Source organism: Streptomyces sp. NPDC107581 (genome assembly GCF_055657175.1).
The window spans coordinates 104390-123827 of the sequence record NZ_JBVKBH010000006.1 but is presented as its reverse complement, the minus strand read 5'-3'; the positions used below and the strand labels follow the sequence as shown (position 1 = coordinate 123827).

18 protein-coding genes are annotated in these 19438 nt (G+C 72.2%); 11 read left to right on the top strand and 7 right to left on the bottom strand.

Features of this window, described 5'->3' with window-relative positions:
• Positions 1 to 403: 403 nt before the first annotated feature.
• The 5 genes from ACZ7P3_RS16770 to ACZ7P3_RS16750 all read left to right on the top strand — a co-directional run bounded on the left by ACZ7P3_RS16770 (position 404) and on the right by ACZ7P3_RS16750 (position 6496).
• The gene (locus ACZ7P3_RS16770; RefSeq protein WP_472082228.1) at positions 404 to 1060 is read left to right on the top strand and encodes a GntR family transcriptional regulator; all 657 of its coding nucleotides are present in this window, start codon (positions 404 to 406) and stop codon (positions 1058 to 1060) included.
• Positions 1057 to 1968: a dihydrodipicolinate synthase family protein gene (locus ACZ7P3_RS16765; RefSeq protein ID WP_472082226.1), complete on the top strand. Its 912-nt coding sequence runs from the start codon at positions 1057 to 1059 to the stop codon at positions 1966 to 1968. Before ACZ7P3_RS16770 ends, ACZ7P3_RS16765 begins: the two co-directional genes overlap by 4 nt.
• Positions 1965 to 3698, top strand: coding sequence for an L-arabinonate dehydratase (gene araD / locus ACZ7P3_RS16760; protein WP_472082224.1), 1734 nt, complete (start codon positions 1965 to 1967; stop codon positions 3696 to 3698). Before ACZ7P3_RS16765 ends, araD begins: the two co-directional genes overlap by 4 nt.
• A 267-nt stretch (positions 3699 to 3965) precedes the next feature.
• Positions 3966 to 4763, top strand: a complete 798-nt coding sequence (locus ACZ7P3_RS16755) for an HAD family acid phosphatase (RefSeq protein ID WP_472082222.1) — start codon at positions 3966 to 3968, stop codon at positions 4761 to 4763.
• Positions 4764 to 5044: 281 nt separating this feature from the next.
• Positions 5045 to 6496, top strand: coding sequence for an NCS2 family permease (locus ACZ7P3_RS16750; RefSeq protein ID WP_472082220.1), 1452 nt, complete (start codon positions 5045 to 5047; stop codon positions 6494 to 6496).
• 100 nt (positions 6497 to 6596) lie between these two features.
• On the opposite strand, the gene ACZ7P3_RS16745 is transcribed toward ACZ7P3_RS16750, so the two are convergent.
• The 5 genes from ACZ7P3_RS16745 to ACZ7P3_RS16725 all read right to left on the bottom strand — a co-directional run bounded on the left by ACZ7P3_RS16745 (position 6597) and on the right by ACZ7P3_RS16725 (position 11475).
• Positions 6597 to 8057 (bottom strand): peptidoglycan D,D-transpeptidase FtsI family protein, encoded by a 1461-nt coding sequence (locus tag ACZ7P3_RS16745; protein ID WP_472082218.1) that lies wholly within the window; start codon positions 8055 to 8057, stop codon positions 6597 to 6599.
• 55 nt (positions 8058 to 8112) lie between these two features.
• The gene (locus ACZ7P3_RS16740; RefSeq protein WP_472082216.1) at positions 8113 to 8793 is read right to left on the bottom strand and encodes a response regulator; all 681 of its coding nucleotides are present in this window, start codon (positions 8791 to 8793) and stop codon (positions 8113 to 8115) included.
• Positions 8790 to 10034 (bottom strand): sensor histidine kinase, encoded by a 1245-nt coding sequence (locus ACZ7P3_RS16735; protein WP_472082214.1) that lies wholly within the window; start codon positions 10032 to 10034, stop codon positions 8790 to 8792. Before ACZ7P3_RS16735 ends, ACZ7P3_RS16740 begins: the two co-directional genes overlap by 4 nt.
• Positions 10031 to 10447, bottom strand: a complete 417-nt coding sequence (locus ACZ7P3_RS16730) for a hypothetical protein (RefSeq protein WP_472082212.1) — start codon at positions 10445 to 10447, stop codon at positions 10031 to 10033. The genes ACZ7P3_RS16735 and ACZ7P3_RS16730 overlap by 4 nt, the downstream gene beginning before the upstream one ends.
• A 254-nt stretch (positions 10448 to 10701) precedes the next feature.
• Positions 10702 to 11475 (bottom strand): IclR family transcriptional regulator, encoded by a 774-nt coding sequence (locus ACZ7P3_RS16725; RefSeq protein ID WP_316762132.1) that lies wholly within the window; start codon positions 11473 to 11475, stop codon positions 10702 to 10704.
• A gap of 140 nt (positions 11476 to 11615) precedes the next feature.
• Here ACZ7P3_RS16725 and ACZ7P3_RS16720 point away from each other — a divergent pair, with 140 nt between their 5' ends.
• Together ACZ7P3_RS16720 and ACZ7P3_RS16715 are read left to right on the top strand one after the other, a co-directional pair.
• Positions 11616 to 13145: an aldehyde dehydrogenase (NADP(+)) gene (locus tag ACZ7P3_RS16720; protein WP_472082210.1), complete on the top strand. Its 1530-nt coding sequence runs from the start codon at positions 11616 to 11618 to the stop codon at positions 13143 to 13145.
• 212 nt (positions 13146 to 13357) lie between these two features.
• Complete coding sequence (locus tag ACZ7P3_RS16715) at positions 13358 to 13966, top strand: DUF1349 domain-containing protein (RefSeq protein WP_472082208.1); 609 nt, start codon at positions 13358 to 13360, stop codon at positions 13964 to 13966.
• On the opposite strand, the gene ACZ7P3_RS16710 is transcribed toward ACZ7P3_RS16715, so the two are convergent.
• Positions 13926 to 15311: an MFS transporter gene (locus ACZ7P3_RS16710; protein WP_472082206.1), complete on the bottom strand. Its 1386-nt coding sequence runs from the start codon at positions 15309 to 15311 to the stop codon at positions 13926 to 13928. The genes ACZ7P3_RS16715 and ACZ7P3_RS16710 overlap by 41 nt on opposite strands.
• Positions 15312 to 15360: 49 nt before the next feature.
• Here ACZ7P3_RS16710 and ACZ7P3_RS16705 point away from each other — a divergent pair, with 49 nt between their 5' ends.
• The 4 genes from ACZ7P3_RS16705 (at position 15361) to ACZ7P3_RS16690 (ending at position 18820) form a co-directional block, all read left to right on the top strand.
• Positions 15361 to 16359 (top strand): GlxA family transcriptional regulator, encoded by a 999-nt coding sequence (locus ACZ7P3_RS16705; protein WP_472082204.1) that lies wholly within the window; start codon positions 15361 to 15363, stop codon positions 16357 to 16359.
• Complete coding sequence (locus tag ACZ7P3_RS16700; RefSeq protein WP_472082202.1) at positions 16356 to 16859, top strand: GNAT family N-acetyltransferase; 504 nt, start codon at positions 16356 to 16358, stop codon at positions 16857 to 16859. The genes ACZ7P3_RS16705 and ACZ7P3_RS16700 overlap by 4 nt, the downstream gene beginning before the upstream one ends.
• 76 nt (positions 16860 to 16935) lie before the next feature.
• Complete coding sequence (locus ACZ7P3_RS16695; protein ID WP_472082200.1) at positions 16936 to 17652, top strand: DsbA family oxidoreductase; 717 nt, start codon at positions 16936 to 16938, stop codon at positions 17650 to 17652.
• Between the two features lie 97 nt (positions 17653 to 17749).
• Positions 17750 to 18820 (top strand): aminotransferase class V-fold PLP-dependent enzyme, encoded by a 1071-nt coding sequence (locus ACZ7P3_RS16690; protein ID WP_472082198.1) that lies wholly within the window; start codon positions 17750 to 17752, stop codon positions 18818 to 18820.
• A 5-nt stretch (positions 18821 to 18825) separates the two neighbouring features.
• Here the strand turns inward: ACZ7P3_RS16690 and ACZ7P3_RS16685 are convergent, their stop codons facing one another.
• Positions 18826 to 19332: a MarR family winged helix-turn-helix transcriptional regulator gene (locus tag ACZ7P3_RS16685; protein WP_472082196.1), complete on the bottom strand. Its 507-nt coding sequence runs from the start codon at positions 19330 to 19332 to the stop codon at positions 18826 to 18828.
• Positions 19333 to 19438: the final 106 nt, after the last annotated feature.

Below are 19438 nucleotides of genomic sequence, written 5' to 3'. Positions count from 1 at the left end.
CCGAGCCGCTCCGTCCGAGCCGCTCCGTCCGAGCCGCTCCGTCCGAGCCGCGCCGTCTTCGAGCCGCTCCGTCCGGTCAGCCACGCCTTCTACCGCCGGAAGCGTCTCCCGCCAGCGGCACCTTGTGCCAGCGGCCCCTTCGGCCGGTCGCACCTTCTGCCAGCGGCTACTTGTGCCGGTCGGACCTTCTGTCAACGGCACCTTCTGTCAACGGCACCTTCTGTCAACGGCACCTTCTGTCAGCCGCGCCTTCTTCCGGTCGCACCCTCTGGCAGCGGCAGCTCCTGCCGGAGGGCCTCTTTTGTCAGAGGCATTGACGAAACGCGGGCCCGCTCCTAGCTTCAACGCGTCGTACTTCGTACGTCATATATGAGACGCGACAGGCGAGATCTGAGAGGGCCGCATGACCTCGGTGCCCACCCCGATCCCGTCCCGCACGCAATACGTGCTGGACGCGATCAGACACCGCATCCTGACCGGACGGCTGACGCCCGGTCAGGCCCTGGTCGAGACGGAGCTGGCCGCACAGTTCGGGGTCTCCAAGACCCCGGTGCGGGAGGCGCTGAAGACCCTCGCCGGGACCGGTCTCGTCGTGATGAGCCAGTACAAGGGCGTCACGGTGCGCACGGTGGACGCGGACATGGCGCGCGAGGTCCACGACGTGCGGCTGCTCCTCGAACCGGAGGCGCTGCGACGAGCGGTGGTGCGCGGTGCCTCCTTCAACACCGCCCGCGCCGCCCTCACCCGGGCCGACGCCGCCGCCGACACCGCCGAACGCTCCCTGGCCAACCGGGAGTTCCACCGTGCCCTCTACCTGCCGTGCGGCAACCCGCTGCTCGGCCGGATGCTGGACGAGGTCCGCGACCAGGCCGCCCTCGTCTCGGCCGTGGCCTGGGCGGCCGCACCCTCCTGGGGTCAGGAGGCCGCGGAGCACCGCGAGATCCTGCGGCTCGCGCTGGCCGGCGACGCGGACGGCGCGGCGGGCGCCCTGCACGACCACATCGCGTCGTTCGTACGGCGGGCTTTCCCCGAGCCCCCTCCAGAGGAAGGGCAGCAATGAGCAGCGTGACGTTCGCGACCCAACGGGCGGCCCTGGCCGATGTGGTGGCCATCCCGGTGACCCCCTTCGCCGAGGACGGCTCCGTCGCGCGGGACACCCACCGGGCGCTGCTGCGACGCCTGCTCGACTGCGGGATCAGAACCCTCACCCCGAACGGCAACACCGGCGAGTTCTACGCCCTCAGCCCCGAGGAGCGCCGCCTGGTCACCGAGCTGACCGTGGACGAGGCCGGCGACCGCGCCGTGATCCTGGCCGGCGTCGGGCACGACCTGCCCACCGCGACAGCCTCTGCCCGCCACGCCCGCGCGGTCGGCGCCCGGATGGTGATGGTCCACCAGCCGGTGCATCCGTACGTCTCGGACGCCGGCTGGGTCGACTACCACCGCGCCATCGCCGAGTCCGTGCCCGAGCTGGGCGTGGTCCCCTACCTCCGCAGCGACCGGCTGCCCGGCACCCGCCTCGCCGAACTCGCCGGCCACTGCCCGAACGTCATCGGTGTGAAGTACGCCGTACCGGACGCCGTGCGGTTCGCGGCCTTCGCCCGGGACGCCGGCCTCGACCGCTTCGTATGGGTCGCGGGTCTCGCCGAACCGTACGCCCCCTCCTACTTCTCCGCGGGCGCCACCGGCTTCACCTCCGGTCTGGTGAACGTCGCCCCGGCCGTCTCCCTGCACATGCTCGAAGCACTCCGGTCGGGCGACCACCCGGGCGCCATGAAGGTCTGGGAACAGATCCGCCGCTTCGAGGAACTGCGCGCCGCGCACGGGTCCGCCGACAACGTCGCCGTCGTCAAGGAGGCCCTCGCCTCGCTCGGCCTGTGCCGCAGGGACGTCCGCCCCCCGAGCAGACAGCTGCCCGGGGACCAGCGCGCCGAGGTCGCCGCGATGGCCGCCGGGTGGGCGGCATGAGCGCACCCCGCAAGCGCCCGGAAGAGCTCCGAAGCCATCAGTGGTACGGCACCGGAGGCCTGCGCTCCTTCAGCCACCGCGCCCGCACCCGCCAGCTCGGCTACCTGCCCGAGGAGCACCTGGGCAAGCCGGTCGTCGCGATCCTCAACACCTGGTCCGACATCAACCCCTGCCATGTGCATCTGCGGGACCGGGCACAGGCCGTCAAGCGCGGGGTCTGGCAGGCCGGGGGCTTCCCGCTCGAATTCCCGGTCTCCACCCTCAGCGAGACCTTCCAGAAGCCGACCCCGATGCTCTACCGCAATCTGCTCGCGATGGAGACCGAGGAGCTGCTGCGGTCCTATCCCGTGGACGGCGCCGTCCTGATGGGCGGCTGCGACAAGTCCACGCCGGCGCTGCTGATGGGCGCGGCCTCCGTGGACCTGCCCGCCGTCTTCGTACCGGCGGGGCCCATGCTCCCGGGGCACTGGCGGGGCGAAGTCCTGGGCTCCGGCACCGACATGTGGAAGTACTGGGACGACAAGCGGGCCGGCCTCATCGGTGACTGCGAGATGGCCGAGCTGGAGAGCGGTCTGGCCCGCTCGCCCGGCCACTGCATGACCATGGGGACGGCCTCCACGCTGACCGCCGCCGCCGAGGCGCTCGGCGTGACCGTGCCGGGCGCGTCCAGCATCCCGGCGGTGGACTCCGGACACGACCGGATGGCCGCACGCGCGGGCCTGACCATCGTCGAACTGGTCCACCGGGGCAGGAGGCTGACCGACATCCTCACCCCCGAGGCGTTCGCCGACGCGGTCACCGCCGTCCTCGGCCTCGGCGGCTCCACCAACGCGGTGATCCATCTGATCGCCATGGCGGGGCGCGCCGGGGTGAAGCTCACCCTGGACGACTTCGACCGCATCGCCCGCACGGTCCCGGTCCTGGCCGACGTCCGCCCCGGCGGACAGCGCCACCTCATGGAGGACTTCCACTTCGCGGGCGGCCTGCCCGGGTTCCTCTCCCGGATCCCGGACCTGCTCCACCTCGACCGGCCGACGGTCTCGTACGACACCCTGCGGGAACAGCTGGACGGCGCGCGGGTGCACGACGACGACGTCATCCGCCCACGCGACCGCCCGGTCGCGAGCGAAGGCGGGGTCGCGGTGCTGCGCGGCAACCTCTGCCCGGACGGCGCCGTGATCAAGCACATCGCCGCCGAGCCCCGCCTGCTCAGGCACACCGGCCCCGCGGTCGTCTTCGACGACTACAGGACGATGCAGCGGACCATCGACGACCCGGCGCTCGGCATCACCGCGGACAGCGTGCTGGTGCTGCGCAACGCCGGGCCCAAGGGCGGCCCGGGCATGCCCGAGTACGGCATGCTCCCCCTTCCCGGCCATCTGCTCCGGCAGGGCGTGCGGGACATGGTGCGGATCTCCGACGCCCGGATGAGCGGTACGAGCTACGGCACCTGTGTGCTGCACGTGGCCCCGGAGTCGTACGTCGGCGGACCGCTGGCGCTGGTGCGCAGCGGGGACCTCATCACCTTGGACGTCGAGGCGCGCGCCCTGCGTCTCCATGTGGACGACGCGGAGCTGGAGCGCAGGCGGGCCGCCTGGACGCCGCCGCCCGCCCGCTACGAGCGCGGCTACGGCGCCCTCTACAACGAGCAGATCACGCAGGCCGACACCGGCTGCGACTTCGAGTTCCTGGCCCGCCCGGGCCAGGTGCCGGACCCGTACGCCGGCTGAACCTCCCGGCACCGCCCATCGGGCCGATGCCGCACCACGCCCGTGCGGCGGACGGGCCCTGCCGTCGACCACGTTCCCGACGACGGGTTCCACCGCCGTCGGGGCCGTGCGGCGAGCTGACGGACCGGCAGGTGCGCGACTGGGGGCTTCTGTTGAATCCGCCGAATCCGATATCGATCGGGTAACGAGGCTCGCGGAGTGGTGTGTGATGCGCGTAGACAATGCGTGACCTGGTGCAACAATCACCACATACTTTCCGGAGAATCCATGCGGAAGTCCCTCAGAGCGGCCGCGATAGCTGCCGCCTGTGCCCTCGCCGGCGGCGCCCTGTACGGCGCGGGCGCGGCCACCGCCGGGCAGTCGACGGCGAACTCCACCCACGAGCCCTACAACATCGGGCAGTTGGTGAAGGACATCGACACCTACTACGGCACCACCGCCGACGCCAACGGCGTCTACCAGGCCTCCCCGGCCAGCCCGTACGCCAAGGACCTGAAGCGTATGGACGCCGACGCCAGGCGCTACATCGACAGGGCGGCCCGCAAGTCGCACCGTCACGGGGAGAAGCCGGCCGTCGTCTTCGACGTCGACGACACGCTGCTGCTCAGCCTCGACTACGAGAAGCGCTACAACTACACGTACAACTCCGCCACGTGGAGCGACTACGTGAACAAGGCCGACCGCCCGGCCGTCTTCGGCAGCCCCGAGCTGGTCCGGTACGCCGAGTCCAGGGGCGTCGAGGTCTTCTACAACTCCGGTCTGACGGAGGCGCAGCGCGCCGCCGCGGTCGCCAACCTGAAGAAGGTCGGCGCCGATGTGAACCTCGACCCCGGCCACATGTTCCTCAAGGACGCGGCCAACCCGCCGGCCTACCTGAGCGACTGTGCCGCCCCGGGCGCCTGGAAGTGCACGACCGTGCAGTACAAGTCCGGCACCCGCAAGCACATCGAGGACGACCTCGGGTACGAGATCATCGCCAACTTCGGCGACCAGTACTCGGACCTGGACGGCGGCTACGCCGACCGCACCTACAAGCTGCCCAACCCGACGTACTTCGTCGGCTGAGCCGGTCCGGACACACAGCAGTCCCCAGCATGTCGGCGCCCCCGTCGGTCGAAGACCGCGGGGGCGTTCCGGTTCACGAGGGGCCGTCGCTCCCGTCGTGTGCGGCGAAGCCGCCCGTCACCCGGCAGGGGTGGACGTCCGGCGCCCTTGTCCGGGGAGTCGGACGGTGCAGGGCGGGCCGAACGGGATTCCGTAACACGGAGAAAACCTGAAGAGGGTTCGGCGAGGGAACAATCCAGCCAGCATCCGCACACGCTCATCAGGCGACGAGGAGTACGACCATGTCCGAGACGCAGAAGGTGGACCGGCGACCGGACGCCGCGCCACCTGCCGGGAACAGCGTCGACCGGTACTTCAGGATCTCCGAACGGGGTTCCACCGTCGGCCGGGAGATACGGGGCGGCTTCGCCACCTTCTTCACGATGGCCTACATCCTTGTCCTGAACCCGATCATCCTGGGCAGTGCCAAGGACAAGTTCGGCCACTCCCTCGACACCGGCCAACTCGTCACCGCCACCGCACTGGTGGCCTGTGTGATGACGATCGTCATGGGCGTCGGCGGCAATCTCCCGCTCGCGATCGCCGCCGGCCTCGGCCTCAACGCCGTCGTCGCCTTCCAGCTGGCCCCGCTGATGAGCTGGTCCGACGCGATGGGCCTGGTCGTCCTCGAAGGTCTCATCATCTGCCTGCTGGTCCTCACCGGACTGCGGGAGGCGATCATGAACGCGATCCCGCAGCAGCTGAAGCAGGCCATCGGTGTCGGCATCGGCCTGTTCATCGCGTTCATCGGCTTCGTGGACGCCGGGTTCGTCAGCCGCATCCCGGACGCCGCGCACACCACCGTGCCCGTGCAACTCGGTGCCGTCGGACGGCTGACCGGCTGGCCCGTCCTCGTCTTCTGTCTCGGCGTGCTGCTGACCGTCGCCCTGCTCGCCCGCAAGGTGAAGGGGGCGATCCTGATCAGCATCGTGACGATGACCGTCGTCGCGATCGTCATCGACGCCGTCGCCGGCATCAAGAGCTGGGGCCTGACCACCCCGAAGGTCCCGGACAAGATCGTCGCCGCCCCGGACTTCGGGCTCATCGGCCACTTCAGCCTGTTCGGCGGTTTCGCCAAGGCCGGGGTGCTCACTGCCGTCCTGCTGGTCTTCACCCTGATCCTGTCGGACTTCTTCGACGCCATGGGCACCATCGTCGGCATCAGCGCGGAGGCCGGACTGCTCGACGACAAGGGGCAGGTGCCCGGTATCGGCCGGGTCCTGTTCATCGACGGTGCCGCCGCCGTCGCCGGGGGTGTCGGCTCCGCCTCCTCCAACACCGCCTACATCGAGTCCGCGGCCGGCGTCGGCGAGGGCGCCCGCACCGGCTTCGCCAACCTGGTCACCGGCGGCCTCTTCGGCCTCGCGCTCTTCCTCGCCCCGCTGCTCACCATCGTCCCGCTGCAGGCGGCCGCGCCCGCGCTGATCGCGGTGGGCTTCCTGATGATGACCCACGTCAAGCACATCGACTGGGACGAGTACGAGATCGCCGTCCCGGCGTTCCTGACCATCGCCGCGATGCCGTTCACGTACTCGATAACCGATGGCATCGGCGCGGGCTTCGTGTCGTACGTCGTCATCAAGACGGTGCTCGGCAAGGCGAAGGAGGTCAACTGGCTGCTGTGGGGAGTCTCCGCGCTGTTCGTGGTCTACTTCGCGATCGATCCGGTGGAGCAGCTCCTCGGGGTCAAGTGAGCCGGCCCGGAGACCGGGAGGGTGCCGCCTCGAAGGCCGGGAGGGCCGTCGTCCTGCAGAGCAGGAGCGCGGACCCTCCCGTACTTCTCCGTCCCCCGTGCTAGTTCAGCTTCAGCGCCGCCTGCATCATCGCCTTGGCAACCGGCGCCGCCAGCCCGTTGCCGCTCACCTCGGAGCGGGCCGCGTCCGACTGCTCCACCATCACCGCGACGGCGACCTCCTTGCCGCTGCTGTGCGACTTGCCGTAGGAGGTGAACCAGGCGTACGGCGTCTTGCTGTTGTTCTCGCCGTGCTGCGCCGTACCGGTCTTGCCGCCGACGGTCGCCCCGTCGATCAGCGCGTTCGTACCGGTGCCGTCCTTCACCACCGTCTCCATCGCCGACCGCAGCTGCTCGGCCGTGCCGGAGCTGACGATCTGCTTCGAGTCCGCGTCGTCGTCATAGTCCTTCACCACGTCACCGTCACTGTCGGTGGTCTGCGACACCATGTGCGGCGAGACCAGCTTGCCGCCGTTGGCTATGGCCGCCGACACCATGGCCATCTGGAGCGGGGTCGCGGTGACGTCGAACTGGCCGATGCCGGACAGGGCGGTCTGCGCCTTGTCCATGTCCGAGGGGTACACACTCGCGTAGGCCCGCACGGGCACGTCCTGCTGGTCGTCGTTGAAGCCGAACTTCTCGGCCATCGCCTTGACCTTGTCCTGGCCGAGGTCGACGGCCATCTTGCCGAAGACGTTGTTGCAGGAGTAGCGCAGGGCGACCCGGATCGAGGCGTTCTTGCACGGGGCCGACCTGTTCTCGTTCTCCAGCGGGCGCGTCGTGCCCGGCATGATGTACGGGTCGGGGCTCTCGGTGGGGTCGTCCACGTTCTTGTACAGTCCGCTCTCCAGCGCGGCCGCGGCCACGACCAGCTTGAACGTGGAACCCGGCGGCAGCGGCTGGCGCAGCGCCCGGTTGGTGAGCGGCTTGTCCTTGTCCGCGTTCAGCCGCTTCCAGGCCACCCCTGCCGTGTTCGCGTCGGTCAGCTGCGAGGGGTCGTACGACGGGGTCGACACCACCGCGAGGATCCTGCCGGTCTTCGGGTCGATCGCGACGGCCGCGCCCTTGTTGCCGCCGAGCGCGTCGTAGGCCGCCTTCTGCACCGCCGGGTCGATCGTCGTGAGCACGTCGCCCGGGTCGGCGCGCTTGCCGGTGACCGTGTCCAGCACGGTCTTCAGCTTCGTGTCCGTGCCGTTGAGGAGATCCTTGTAGATGCCCTCCAGCTGGGTCGGGGCGTAGGCCTGCGAGGCGTAGCCCGTCACCGCCGCATACAGCTTGCCGTTCTTGTACGTGCGCTTGTACGCGAGGTCGCTGCCCTTCGTCCGTGCCGAGCCGGTGATCGAGTCCCCGGCCACGATGATGTTCCCGAGCGGGCGTGAGTAGGTCTCGATCACGTTCCGCCGGTTGTCGTTGTCGTCCGCGAGGGCCTTTCCGTCGTAGTACTGCACCCAGGTCGCCCTGACCAGCAGGGCGAGCACGAGCAGCAGCGTGAAGACGGACGCCCGCCTGATCGTCTTGTTCATCCCGCTCGTGAAGACGATCGAGACGGGGGCAATCGTTCCCGTACGCCCGCTTTTCTCATCGCACGCTCAGGAACCCGGCCTCGTAGGCGGCGATCACCGCCTGTGTCCGGTCCCGGGTGCCCGTCTTCGCAAGCACCGCCGCGACGTGCGTCTTCACGGTGGCGGGGCCCACGTCCATGCGCCGGGCGATCTCGGCGTTGGTCAGCCCGGCGGCCATGTGCCGCAGCACCTCGCTCTCGCGCCCCGTGAGCCTTCTCACCCAGGCGGGGGGCTCGGCCGCCCTGCGCGTGTACTCGGCCGCGAGCGCCCGTACGGCCGACGGGAACAGCAGGCTGTCGGTGCGTGCGACCAGCCGTACCGCCTGCACGAGCGCGTCGGCGTCCGCCCGCTTGAGCAGGAACCCGGCGGCCCCGGCGCGCAGCGCGTCGTACACGTACGAGTCGTTCTCGAAGGTGGTCACGACCACGACCCGGGGCGGCTCGTCGAGGGTGGCGAGGATCTGCTCGGTGGCCCGGATGCCGTCGATCTCCGGCATGCGGACGTCCATCAGGACGACGTCGGGGCGCAGTTCCCGGACGACGGACACGGCCTCGGCGCCGGTCGCCGCCTCGCCGACCACCTCCAGGCCGGGCTCGGCGGAGAGGATGGCCCGCAGGGCGGTGCGGACCATGCGCTCGTCGTCGGCGAGGACGACCCGGATCGCGGGCCGGGTCGTGCCGGTGTTCTCGTCGGTCATGCGGCACCCTCCAGGGGCAGTCGGACGTGCAGGCGCCAGACGCCGTCGGACGCGCCCGCGTGCGAGGTGCCGCCCAGCAGCCGGACCCGGTCGGCGATGCCGCGCAGGCCGTGCCCGCCGCCGGGGCGGGGGGCGGGGCCGCCGCCGAGGGGGTTCTCGACGGTGATCTCCAGCCGGCCGTCGGCGACGGAGACGCGGAGGCCGACCGGTTCACCGGCGTGCTTGAGGGCGTTGCTCAGGCCCTCCTGCACGATCCGGTACGCCTCCCGGGAGACCAGCGGGGGCAGGGCGGCGGGGTCGGTCTCGACGGCGGCCGTCACCCGCTGCCCGCCCGCCCTGGTCCGGTGCAGCAGCCCGTCCAGATCGGCCGCGAGGGTCGGTGCGGGTGCGGTGCCCGGTGTGTCGCCGTCCCGCAGCACGCCGAGCACCGCGTCGAGTTCGCCGACCGTGCGCCGGGTGGTGTCCTCGATCGCGGCGAGCGCCTCGCGGACGAACTCCGGGTCGGTGTCCAGGACACGGCGGGCGGCGCTCGCCTGGAGGGTGACGGCGCTCAGCGCATGGCCGACGCTGTCGTGCAGCTCGCGGGCGAGCCGGTTGCGCACGGCGAGGTCGGCGGCGCGGGCCTCGGCCGCGGCGAGCCGGTCCTCGGGCGTGGGCCCGAGCAGCGCGGGCGCCCAGCGGGCGAGCAGGGTTCCGCAGCCGGCGGCGCAGGCGGCGAGGGCCAGCAGCATCGCGAGGCCGGCGACCGGTGACAGGGCCGGCGCCCAGGAGTGTCCGAGGGCGTCGGGCACGGCGAGCCGGGTGTCGCTCAGCCGGACGACCAGGGGGAGCACGAGGAGCATGACGGCGAAGGGCGGAACGGCCAGCGACATCCCGGCGATGATTCCGCCGAGCCCCAGATGCAGGGTGAACCAGGCGGCCGTGCGCACCCGTTCGGTCCGGGTGCGTGCCGGGCCGTGGGCGAGGGCGTCCGCGTCCACGCCGCACAGCGCGCGGGCGGCACCGGACTCCAGCGGCCGGGTCAGCGGGAAGAGCGAGGTGACGGCGGCGATCGGCAACCCGACGGCGAACGAGCCCAGTTGCAGGAACGGGGATGCGAAGACGTTCTTCGCGTCGGTCAACGGCCCCACGATCACCGAACCGAGGAGGACGTACGGCATGGCGAGCGCGCCGCCCAGGATCAGATGGATCCAGCGGCGCCGGGCCCGCCCGCCGAAGAGAAAGCGCAACGCCTCGGTCACCGGGGGGTCCTGGCGTACCGGTCCGCGAAGTGGTGCGCGGCGACGGTCGCCACGAGCAGGCCGACGATCATCTGGACAGCGTAGGTCAGGTCCAACGCCGGTGTCGGGCGGTCGGCGAGGTTGTGGGGGGTCACCAGGGAGGCGAGCGCCGTCCAGCAGCCCCGGCAGGCCACGGCACCGGAGCCGGTCCAGGCCAGGGCGAGCGGAACGGCGACCGGAAGCCGGCGGCCGCGGCGGAAGGCGAGTTGGCAGGCGCCGGTGACGGCGGCGGCCAGGAAGCCGACGTACATCCGCTCCGTGAGTCTGCCGCAGCTCGTGTGGCAGAGATACGGCAGGCAGGCGGCGATGGCGACGAGCCGCAGGACGGGGGCGCGCCACGTGCCGATGGCGGCGGTGGTGGCGGAGGACGTCATGCCTCGACGCTCCCGCACGCGCGGGCCGGTCCACTTCCTGCGTGACGATGATCCGCCTCCGCCGCTCGGGGGAGGCCCCGGCAGCCCGGGGCGGACGGGGCCCGCGGGTCACCGCCTTCGTGACCCGACGCCGTCGGGGCCGAATCAGGTGCCGCCGGCCCCCTCGGCCCGCCGCGACCGCCTGCCCCCGCGTCGGCGGTGACCGGCGGTGTACGGCCCCGGGCGGCCGGGACCGCCCGCCGGACCCCCACGGGTCACAGCCGCCGCGTCGCCAGTGTCAGCCGGTCCCTCGCGTCGAACAGCGCGTCCTTGATCATCTGCTCGTGGGCCGGGGTCAGCCGGGCCACCGGGACCGAGCAGCTGATGGCGTCGCGGGCGGGGGTGCGGTACGGGATCGCGACGCCGAAGCAGCGCAGGCCCAGCGTGTTCTCCTCGCGGTCGACGGCGAAGCCCTGCTCGCGGACCTGGTGCAGCTCCTCGATCAGCTTCTCGCGGTCGGTGATCGTGTGCTCGGTCAGGGCGGGGAGGGTCTCCGGGAGGAGCTTGCGGACCTGTTCGTCGGTGTGGGTGGCCAGCAGCGCCTTGCCCAGGGACGTGGAATGGGCGGGCAGGCGCCGGCCGACGCGGGTGAAGGGGCGCAGGTAGTGCTGCGACTGCCGGGTGGCCAGGTAGACGACGTTCGTGCCGTCGAGGCGGGCCAGGTGGATCGTCTCGGTCGTGTCGTCCGAGAGGCGGTCGAGGGTCGGCCGGGCCGCCGCCACCACCTCGTCGCCGTCGATGTAGGACGTGCCGACCAGCAGCGCCCGCACCCCGATGCCGTACCGCGTGCCCGTCGCGTCCGTCTCCACCCAGCCCAGCTCCACCAGCGTGCGCAGCAGCATGTACAGGCTGGACTTGGGGTATCCCACGGCCTCCTGCACGGCCGCGAGAGAGTGCATACCGGGCCGGCCGGCGAAATACTCGAGCAACTCAACGGTCCGCACCGCGGATTTGACCTGTGCCCCGCCGCCTGTCTCGCCTGCCGACATCGCCCTTGACCCCTTCGTTCGACGAGGACCTAGATATATAGTCTCCGAGCAGCGTATTCATCATCGGAGACAGCGTTCAGTATATCGAACGCGGCTGATGGTTGACCTCGAAAGTGCGGCCTTACTTGGAGGGATCCGCGGTGGCAGCAGCACCAGTCTGGAGTGTCGACCCGCGCACCGGGAAGCAGCGCGAACAGGTTGCGGTGGAGGCCACGGCCCAGGAGGTGGACACGGCCGTCGAGGCGGCCCGGGACGCCCGGGCCGCACTCGCCGTCCGTTCGGTCCGCTCCGGCTTCCTGCGCTCGGCCGCCGCCGGCCTGGACGCGGCCCGGGACGGCCTGGTCGAGGCCGCCGACGCCGAGACGGCCCTCGGCCCGGTCCGGCTGAACGGCGAACTCGCCCGCACCACCTACCAGTTGCGGGCCTTCGCCGACATCGTCGACGAGGGCGCCTTCCTCGACGTCGTCATCAACCACCCCGACGACACCGCCACCCCGCCCGTCCCCGATCTGCGGCGCTACAAGGTCCCGCTGGGCGTCGTGGCCGTCTACTCCGCCTCCAACTTCCCCTTCGCCTTCTCCGTCGCCGGCGGCGACACCGCCAGCGCGCTGGCCGCGGGCTGCCCCGTGGTCGTCAAGGCCCACCCCGACCACCCGGCCCTGTCCGAGCTGGTCGCCAAGGTGCTGCGCCGGGCCGCGGCCGAACACGGCATCCCCGAGGGCGTCGTCGGCCTCGTGCACGGCTTCGACGCGGGCCTCGAACTGATCAGGCACCCGCTGGTCGCCGCCGCGGGCTTCACGGGTTCCGTGCGGGGCGGCCGGGCCCTGTTCGACGCGGCCGCCGCACGTCCGGTGCCGATCCCGTTCCACGGTGAACTGGGCTCGCTGAACCCGGTCGTGGTGACCGAGGAGGCCGCGGCCGAGCGGGCGGAGGCCATCGGCTCCGGGCTGGCCGGATCCATGACCCTGGGCGTCGGCCAGTTCTGCGTCAAGCCGGGCCTGGTGCTGGTGCCGTCCGGCGCGGCGGGCGACGGCCTCGTCAAGGCGCTCACGGACGCCGTCAGCGACACCGACGCGGGTGTCCTGCTCGACCACCGCATGCGGGACAACTTCCTCGCCGGAGTCGCCGAGCGGGCGCGGCTGCCCGAGGTGGACTCGCCGGTCACGCCGGGAGCGGGAAGCGAGCACACGGTGAGCGCGGGCTTCCTCACGGTTCCGGCGGCGAAGCTGGCCGCGCAGGGGGCGTACGACCTGCTGCTGGAGGAGTGCTTCGGGCCGGTGACCGTGGTGGTCCGCTACGAGGACGAGGGCGAGGCGACGGCGGTGCTGTCGCGGCTGCCGGGCAACCTGACGGCGACGGTCCATCTGTCCGCCGAGGAGGCCGCCGGTGCCGGCCGCGGTGCCGAGATCCTGGCCGAGCTGACCCGGCTGGCCGGGCGGGTGCTGGTGAACGGATGGCCGACCGGGGTCGCCGTGGCCCCGGCCCAGCATCACGGGGGGCCGTACCCTGCGACCACCTCCACGTCCACGTCCGTGGGCGGCACGGCCATCGAGCGGTGGCTGCGGCCGGTCGCCTATCAGGGCGCGCCCGAGGCCCTGCTGCCCAGGGAACTGCGCGACGACAATCCGCTCGGGCTTCCGCGGCGGTTCAACGGGGTTCTGGAGCGGTAGGGGCGCCGGGGGGCTCCGGCCGGGGTGTGGCTGCGTCACGGTGGGCCCGGCTCTGGCCGGGCTGCGGCTCCCTCGCGAGGGGCCGGGCTCTGGCCGGGGTGCGGCTCCGTCGCAGAGTGCGGGCTCCGGCCGGGCCGCGGCGCCGTCGCGGCCCCTCGCGCAGTTCCCCCGCGCCCCTTGGGCGGGCTCGGCCGCCCTGCGAGAATCGGCCGATGGACGTCGAACTTCCCGAACTCCCCTTCCCCCTGCGGACCTACGGGCCCGACGGCAACTGGACCTACGAGGGAGGCGTGCTCACCGGGTGGGCCGGCCCCCGGCAGGACCGGTTCGTGCCGCCCGCCGGGGAAGGCCTGGAGCCCGCCTCCGACGCACCCCGGCTGCTCGGGGCGCCCGAGGGCGACTTCCAGCTGATCGCGCGGGTCACCGTCGGGTTCAACGCGGCCTTCGACGCCGGAGTGCTCTACGTCCACGTGGGCGACCGCGCCTGGGCCAAGCTCTGCCTGGAGTACTCCCCGGACGTGCCCACCGTCTGCACGGTGGTCACCCGGGGCCACTCCGACGACGCCAACTCCTTCTCCGTGCAGGGCAGTTCGGTGTGGCTGCGGATCAGCCGCACCGGACGCGTCCTCGCCTTCCACGCCTCCCGGGACGGCGAGCGGTGGACCTTCGTCCGGCTGTTCACACTGGGCGAGGAGAAGGAGACCGGCGCGGCCCTGGTCGGCTTCATGACCCAGTCGCCGATGGGGGAGGGGTGTGTGGTCACCTACGACCACATCGGGTTCAGGCCTGCCTGGCCGGACGACCTGCGCGACGGAAGCTGAGCAGGAAGGTCACGGCGAACAGGGCCGCACCCAGGGCCAGGCTCACCCGCAGACCGGCGACGAAGCCGTCGGCCACCAGTGCGCCGAACACCGCGATGCCCAGCCCGCCGGCCACCTGCCGCGCCGCGTTCAGCACCCCGGCCGCAAGACCGGCGCGCTCGGCCGGTACGGCGTCCAGCATCACCGCCGTCAGCGGGGGAATGGTCAGCGCGCAGCCGAGCGCCATCGGTACGAGGAGTACGGCCACCACGGCGGCGGGTGTGCCGGCGTCGACGCAGAGCAGTCCGAGCAGGCCCACCAGCGCGAGCGCCTGTCCGAGCAGCATCGGCAGGCGCGGTCCGTACCGCCCGGCGAGCTTTCCGGACACCACGTTCGTCACCGCGATCAGTCCGGACATCGGCAGGAACATCAGCCCGGTGTACAGCGCCGAACGGCCCTGCACCTGCTGGAAGAAGAGCGAGAACACGAACACCATGCCGTAGAACGCCACGCTGCACGCCGCCCCCGCCGCGACCGCCACCCGCACCGCTCCGTCGCGGAACAGGCCGAGCGGGACGACCGGGTGCGGCTGCCGTGCCTCGATCCGGACGAACAGGACGCCCGCGCCGACCGCCACGGCGAAGGCGGCGATGCCCGTCGTACCGCCCTCGATCACCGCGAAGGTGAGGGCCGTCAGGGCGACCACGGCCGTCAGCTGGCCCGGCAGGTCGAGCGGCGCGGGCCTGCGCCGCGAGCGCGGCGCCCGCAGCAGCAGGGCGAGGGCGACCGCGCCCAGCGGCAGATTGATGAAGAAGATCCCCCGCCAGTCCCAGACCGTGGTCAGCGCGCCGCCCGCCACCGGACCCAGCGCCACCGCGACCGAACCCCCGGCCGCCCAGAGGGCCACCGCCCGGGCCCGCCGGGCCGGATCGGCGTACGCCTGCCGCACCAGGGACAGCGAGGCGGGCAGCACCACGGCCGCCGCCACGCCCTGCACCACCCGCGCGCCGATCAGCGCCGGCAGGTTCGGCGCCAGGCCGCAGGCCGCCGAGGCCAGGGTGAACACCGTGATGCCGAGGGCGTACGCCCGGCTCGCCCCCGAGCGGTCGGCGAAGGCGCCCGTGGAGAGCATGAGAGCGGCGAAGGCCAGGGTGTAGGAGTCCACCACCCACTGCAGCCCGGACAGCCCGCCGCCGAGCGCGGAGCCGATCGCCGGGAGGGCCACGTTCACCACCGACGCGTCGAGGGTGATCAGCGCGAAGCCGAGAAGGGCGGCGGTGAGGGCGAGGGCGGGGGAGTGATGGCCCTTCAAGTCACCCTCGGTCCGGGGGAGTTCATGGGTGCTGACGGTCTCTTTCGTTGGCATGGCTCCATGCTGCGGATCTTTTCCGGCGTACAGTAGTGGCCTGAATGCCATGCATCCGGAGGTTCTGGCCATGTTCCGTGTCGCCGTCGTCGCCTCGCCGCCCGTGTCGATGTTCAACCTCGCCATCCCCGAGCTGCTGTTCGAGAAGGTCCAGGTGTCCGGGCGGGCCGGGTACGAGGTGGTCATCTGCGCTCCCGATCCCGGGCGGGTGCCCACCACCGGCGCACTCGCACTGCACGTGCCGCACGGCCTGGAGGCGCTGCGGGAGGCCGACACGGTGATCGTGGCGGGCACCGGGGAGCCCTTCTCGCCCGACCCGCGCGTGGTGGAGGCCCTGCGCGAGGCCGCCGGGGCCGGCATCCGCATCGCCTCCATCTGCTCCGGCGCCTTCTCGCTCGCCGAGGCCGGCCTGCTCGACGGCCGCAAGGCCACCACCTACTGGGCGCACGCCGAGGAGATGCGCCGGCGCCATCCCGGCGTCGAGGTCCAGGGGGACGTCCTCTACGCCCAGGACGGGCAGTTCCTGACCTCCTCCGGCTACGCCGCCGGCATCGACCTGTGCCTGCACATCGTCCGCACCGACTACGGCGCCGCCGTCGCCAACGAGGTCGCCCGGCTCGCCCTGGTCGCACCGGTCCGCCCCGGCGGCCAGACCCAGTTCACCCAGACCCCGCTGCCGCCCGAGCGCGGCACCGCCTGCGCCGACACCCGGGGCTGGGCCATGCGCCACCTCGACCGGCCGCTCACCCTCACCGACCTGGCCCGGCACGCCGGCGTCAGCGTGCGCACCCTCACCCGCCGCTTCCACGCGGAGAGCGGGGTCAGCCCCCTGCAGTGGCTGCTCCACCAGCGCATCGAGCGCGCCAAGGAACTGCTGGAGACCACCACCCTGCCGATGGACCAGGTGGCCGCCGCCTGCGGCCTCGGCACCGCCGACTCGCTGCGCGCCCACCTGGTCCGCCGCGCCGGCCTCACGCCGAGCGCCTACCGCGCCCAGTTCAGCCGCCATGGAACCGGGCCCGGTGGCGTCACGTCCTCCGTTGCATGATCAGTGAACGTGTGACCGGCGCGCTGGTGATCCGCACCGCTCTGTCCGCCGAGACCGAAGCCATCGCCGATCTGCACGTCCGGGCGCGCTCCACGTACGACCCGGACGGCCTCCCGCAGGCCGACTTCGACGGGGCCGAGGCCTGGCGCGGCTCCATCGAGCGCCCCGACGGCCATGTGCTGTGCGCCGTCGAGCGGGGCCGGATCGTCGCCATCGCCTCCTTCCGGACCCCGGACGGCGCACCCGCGGACACGGTCAAGCTGTTCCAGTTCCATGTCGACCCCGGCCACTGGCGCTGTGGCACCGGCACGGCCCTGCACGCGGCCTGCGTGGAGGAGTGGCAGGCCGACGGCAGACGGACGGCCGTCCTCGACGTCCCCGCGGACAACGCCCGCGCCCAGGCCTTCTTCGCCCGCCAGGGCTGGATCCCCGACCCGGAGAACCCGCCGGCCGACGGCGACCACCGGCTCTTCCTGCGCTTCTCCGTGCCCGGGGAATGAACATCGCTGTTTGAACGTTCACGTACCGCGCGGGGGGAGTCTCCGTGCCGGTACGAGCTGGAGAGAGCCGAAAGACATGCGCGTCGAGATCTGGAGCGACATCGCCTGCCCCTGGTGCTACGTGGGCAAGGCCCGCTTCGAGAAGGCGCTGGCTGCCTTCCCGCACCGCGACGAGGTCGAGGTGGTGCACCGCTCCTTCGAGCTGGACCCGGGACGCGCCAAGGGCGATGCCCAGCCGGTGATCACCATGCTCACGAAGAAGTACGGCATGAGCGAGGCCCAGGCCCAGGCCGGCGAGGACAACCTGGGCGCCCAGGCCGCGGCCGAGGGCCTGGACTACCGGACCCGGGGCCGCGACCACGGCAACACCTTCGACATGCACCGCCTGCTGCACTTCGCCAAGGAGCGGGGCGGGCAGGACGAGCTGATCCAGATCCTGTACCGGGCGAACTTCGCGGAGGAGCGGTCCGTCTTCACCGAGGGCGACGAGCGGCTGGTGGAGCTGGCCGTGGAGGCCGGGCTGGACGCCGAGGCCGTCCGCGCGGTGCTCGCCGACCCGGCCGCCTACGCCGACGAGGTGCGCGCCGACGAGCGCGAGGCCGCCCAGCTCGGCGCGAACGGCGTGCCCTTCTTCGTCCTGGACCGCACCTACGGAGTCTCCGGCGCCCAGCCCGCCGAGGTCTTCACGCAGGCGCTGAGCCAGGCCTGGGGTGAGCGTTCCCCGCTCGAGCAGGTCGGCCAGGAGGACGCCGAGGCATGCGGCCCGGACGGCTGCGCGGTGCCGCAGCACTGAGAAGCCGCAGGTCGGCGCGGACGTATAAGCGCGGCTGAGGGACTCCACGTAAAAATCAGCAATGGACTACGACTTCACGGGGCCGCAGAGTGGACCCATGGAGACCACGGAGACCACGGAGACGTTCGAGAGCCTCGTCCGCGCCGAGTTCACCCCGCAGAACACCTACCTGAACACCGCGAGCAGCGGCCTGCTGCCCGCTCGTACCGTCGCCGCCCTGCACGAGGCGGTGGCCGTCCGGGCGGAGGGCAGGCCGCTCGATCCGTTGTTCGAAGACGTGGAACTGGCCCGGGCCGCGTTCGCCCGGCTCGCCGGAGTGCCGGTGACCCGGGTGGCGGCGGGTCCCTCCGTGGCGACCCAGACCGCTCTGGTCGCCACCTCCCTGCCCGCCGGTGCCGAAGTCCTGACCGCCGAGGACGACTTCACCTCGGTCGTGAACCCCTTCCACACCAGGGGCGACCTCAAGGTGCGCGAGGTCCCGCTGGAGCGGCTCGTCGAGTCCGTGCGGTCCGGCACCGCGCTCGTCGCGGTCAGCGCCGCCCAGTCCGCCGACGGCCGGATCGCCGACCTGCCCGCCCTGCGCGAGGCCGCCCGGACCCACGGGGCGCGCACCTACGTCGACTTCTCGCAGGCCGCCGGCTGGCTGCCGATGCAGGCCGACGCGTACGACTTCACCGTCTCCACGACCTTCAAATGGCTGCTCGGCCCGCACGGGGCGGCCTTCCTCGTCGTCCCCGAGGACCTCGGCGGGCTGTCCCCGCTGCTGGCGGGCTGGGTCGCGGCCGAGGAACCGTGGAACAGCTGCTACGGCCCGGTGGCCGAACTCGCCCACTCCGCACGGCGGTTCGACGTCAGCCCCGCCCTGTTCACCTACGCCGGCGTGCGCCACTCCCTGGCCCTGATCGAGGAACTCGGCGTGGCCGCCGTACAGGCCCACGACCTGGCCCTGGCCGACCGGTTCCGGCACGGACTCGCGGCCCTCGGCCACGAAGCCCTGCCCGCCCCCGGCTCGGCGATCGTCTCGGTCCCCGGCCTCGGCGACCGCCAGCCCGAGCTGAGCCGCGCCGGCATCGAGGTCTCCAACCGCGCGGGCAACCTGCGCGCGGCCTTCCACCTCTACAACACGGCCGAGGACGTGGACCGCCTGCTGACCGTGCTGGCCGGCTGACCCGCTCAGGACGCCTGCGCGGCCCGCCCGCAGAGATTGGCCTCGACCCGGCCGAGCAGTCCCAGCAGCTGCTCGCGCTCGGCCGGCTCCAGCCCGCCGAGGGCCTCCTCCTCCAGCGTGCTCCACAGCCGCTCGACCTCGTCGAGCAGCCGTGCCCCGGAGTCCGTCGCCTCCACCAGCACCGCGCGCCGGTCCGCCGGGTCCGGCAGCCGGCGCAGGTGTCCGGCCTGCTCCAGCCGCTGGAGCATCTTGGTCACCGTGGACGGGTCCAGACCGAGCAGCCGGATCAGCTCCGCCTGCCGGGCCGGGCCCCGCTCCCACAGGTGCATCATCACCAGTTCCTGGCCCGGGTACAGCCCGAGCCCGCGCAGCAGGGAGCCGGCGGCCGTGCGGTGCAGCCGCGCCACCCGGCTCAGCGCATGGCTGACCGGCCCGCCCCGGGCGGCGGCGGGCAGCCGGGCGCACTCGGGTCCGGCCCCGTTCGCCGCTGCCGGCCCGTTGGTGGCGTCCATGGCTTGTTCCCGCGCTTTCCGTCGCCCTGCTCGTCCCGCCCGTTCCGTCCCGAAGGGTACTCAGGGGAATTTACTTGGCTGGCCAATAATTGGGTTAGGGTAGGTC